The following is a 2,943-nucleotide window of genomic DNA, read 5'->3' on the forward strand; positions in this document are numbered from 1 at the left end:
AAAGCTTTGGGGCGGCTGGAGCGCAGCGTAAGCCGTCCCAGCAGCAATAGCTGCGACAATAGCGCCTTGTTATGCGCTGTGCTGGTTATTACTCAACACCTTTTATACCTAGAGTTTGGTATAGGTACTTATATTTTAATTTATTAGGTGTATTAAATTTATAGCTCCAAATTGCATCGCTTAAATGCAAGTAATTGGAAATAGGTATTGTCTGTGTACCATTCACATATTTATTTAAAAATTCAGAGAAACCAACGTCTGTAGTTTTTTTAATACTGTTTGATATGTCTTCAATATTATAGAGTTTCCTATTTCTAGGATAATTTTTATACATATATGCCATTACATCATCAAGACTCTTTTTCCCATCCGTTTTAGAGCGAATCTCTTGATCTAAGATCATAGCCACAACCCAGCCACCATGATATATGAGAAAGTAATTATCAAACTTAGTTTTGTTACTCTTTCCAGCGTCTCTCATTGATATTTGGCCTAATCCTTTTGATGCCGAGTAATATCCAATTGGTGAGGCGGCTATTGAGATTGCTTCTTCCGCTGATATTAAGCCAAGTTGGGCAGCTGCTTTAAATGAGTAATATTCTGCGAAGCCTTCATTAAACCAATGTTCACTACCATCTTTATATCTTATTGATTCAGCACTCCATAAATGAAAAATTTCATGAAGTAAAAGGGTCTTCCAGTTACCGTAGCCAAACATATCTCCATTTGACCAAGTCAAAATAATTAATTGGGGATCTGCTTCACCTCCTAAATGATTTCCCTGTTTTACTTTGATAGAAATCTCAGAGTATTCTTTTCCAGCTAGGTCTCTTGGCAAGCCACCAAATAATTTTGAAAATAGCGAAAAGGCAGAAGACACAAGCTCAGTTATCTCAGGCTCTTTATCAATAGAAGTGCGATCTAAGAATTGATAATTTATCTTTAAATTTCTAAGCTCAACCATTTTTTCAGACAATTCGCTGGCTTCAACCGATGAAAGTGAAGTTAAAAAAACGAAAATGCTTGAAAATATTAGAATGTATTTAAATAACATAAACTTCCTTGTTACTGTTGTAGCGCATAACGGCCCCGCTAAACGGCGAGCGGTAGCGAGTCCGGTGGAGGCCACGCTTTTCGGGGCCGGAACGAATTTGAGCGGATTGTTATGTGTATTCACTGAAATCGGCCTCTTCCTTGATAAACTGGCCACTGGCTAAGAGAACTTCCTCAATATCTGCGATTACTTGCTCATTGTTTTCGGAAGCATGGATGAAGTAAGCCCATATATCGTCATCTAGCTCATACTCGCCGTTCTTGTACTTCCAAAGCGTGATAAATTCATCCGTGGCCATAGCGATTGTAGCTGTATCTAGGGTTGGGTGCTTAGCCGGCTTTGCATTCAGGCCTTTAGCCAATATACCTTGTATATCGGGGAAATCTTGGCTTCGGTGGTCGCCCCAAAATTCTATTAAAAGCTCTTTCGATTTATAACCGGGCCGAATTCGAAACGTTTCCATACTCGATTTACACATAACGCCCCGCGCATGCGCGCGAACTTGTGAGCGTCGCAAGGGCCGCAGGCCCTGAATGACGCGGTTTGTTAAGCTTTTTCTTCGCCATGACACTGCCCAGATATAAAACTCAACACGGTGTCCGATATTGAAGCTTTGAGCCAGTCAGGGCCAAAATCAGTCATATCGTTATGTTTGGAATTTGCGATTTGTACAATACAAGCACTATACATCGCCATTTCTTGCGCTGAATACAGTACACCTTGATCAGCTGGGAAATCAGTACCTCGAATAGATAGGATGGATGGAGAGCCGGATCTTGGTAATGGAACACGGCGGTGATCTAACGTTATGAGTGTTTTGGTAAAATCCAAACCTTCGTTAAACAACCAACTGGAGATATCGCCACCGTTCGAATGACCAACCAACGTTAACTTATTAAAATCATAACCTGAAAATTCAGACTGCAGCTGAGCACGGATAAATTTCAGGGTTCTAGCACCACGCTTCCAATTTTCACTTCGTTCAGTATAAAGATTGCCTGTAACTGCAAGAGCTGGATCGCCCGGCAGCTCATGCTGGATAGCAACAACAAGGTAACCTGCTTTATTTAAAGCATCTGAGATAAATGAATACTTATCGTAAGCAACTCCATAACCTGAGCTTAAAAAAGCAACAGGACATTGATTTTCAGCACTACACGAAGAGACGTCCACTGGAGAGCTAATTTTAACTGGAATATCCCTTTGCCTCTCAGCATCTTTAATAACACGATGCTCCGACGCAAATACTGGGTTAGCCAACAAAATGAGTAGAACTAGAAATTTCAAATGTATCTCCAAAAAGGCCTAACGCCAAGCTAACCGGCAGCCAGTGCGAAGCACGCTTTTGGCTGTCCGACGGAGGCCGCCTGCGGCCGGAGTGTAGTTGAGCGCCTTGTTATGCGATCTCACGGCACCACCTTGAGCTCTATCTCAGCCCCATCAGGTAGATCCTTGATTTGTTTGCCCAGATTACCTGAAAAGCGGATTAGTTCATGTAGAGGAGCGGTCTTTACATTAGAGCCCCCATACTCACCACCCAAGATTCCGGGGATTACCATGTGATATTTTTGTCCGGGTTCTAATACCCCCAAAGCCTTCTCAGCCTCCTCGACCATGGCTGACATAAACCAATCTTCGAGGAACTCTTCGTTTTTAATAAGGGCGTTGTACTCTTCGATGGATTCCGCAACCACCTCGCAGTAAACATCTTCTGGGCATAGTCTCCAGAACTTATCATCATAGTCCTTTACGATTAGGTTCCCGAATTCGTTCTCCACAACTATTTCTTGTGGATCAATCCCAATCCAGCCCCAGGCATCTTTGATTTCTTGAAGTATGCTCATGTCTCTCATTTCGCATAACGCAAAGCACAGGGGCGGAAAAACGCG

The 2,943-nt window shown here is 42.3% G+C and carries 4 protein-coding genes; all 4 read right to left on the reverse strand.

All coding sequences use genetic code 11. The features are described 5' to 3' along the window. Positions 1-88 precede the first annotated feature (88 nt). Positions 89-1,054: a hypothetical protein gene (locus tag ACRCA4_RS14840; protein WP_433190326.1), complete on the reverse strand. Its 966-nt coding sequence runs from the start codon at positions 1,052-1,054 to the stop codon at positions 89-91. 109 nt (positions 1,055-1,163) lie between these two features. After that, complete coding sequence (locus ACRCA4_RS14845; RefSeq protein WP_433190329.1) at positions 1,164-1,517, reverse strand: hypothetical protein; 354 nt, start codon at positions 1,515-1,517, stop codon at positions 1,164-1,166. Between the two features lie 83 nt (positions 1,518-1,600). Next, a complete protein-coding gene (locus tag ACRCA4_RS14850) occupies positions 1,601-2,341 on the reverse strand; it encodes a hypothetical protein (RefSeq protein ID WP_433190332.1) in 741 nt (246 codons plus the stop codon). Between the two features lie 119 nt (positions 2,342-2,460). Beyond that, on the reverse strand, positions 2,461-2,943 hold a 483-nt coding region (locus ACRCA4_RS14855), incomplete at its 5' end, for a T6SS immunity protein Tdi1 domain-containing protein (RefSeq protein ID WP_433190334.1).

The organism is Rheinheimera sp. WS51, assembly GCF_050936095.1.
Classification (GTDB): domain Bacteria; phylum Pseudomonadota; class Gammaproteobacteria; order Enterobacterales; family Alteromonadaceae; genus Alishewanella.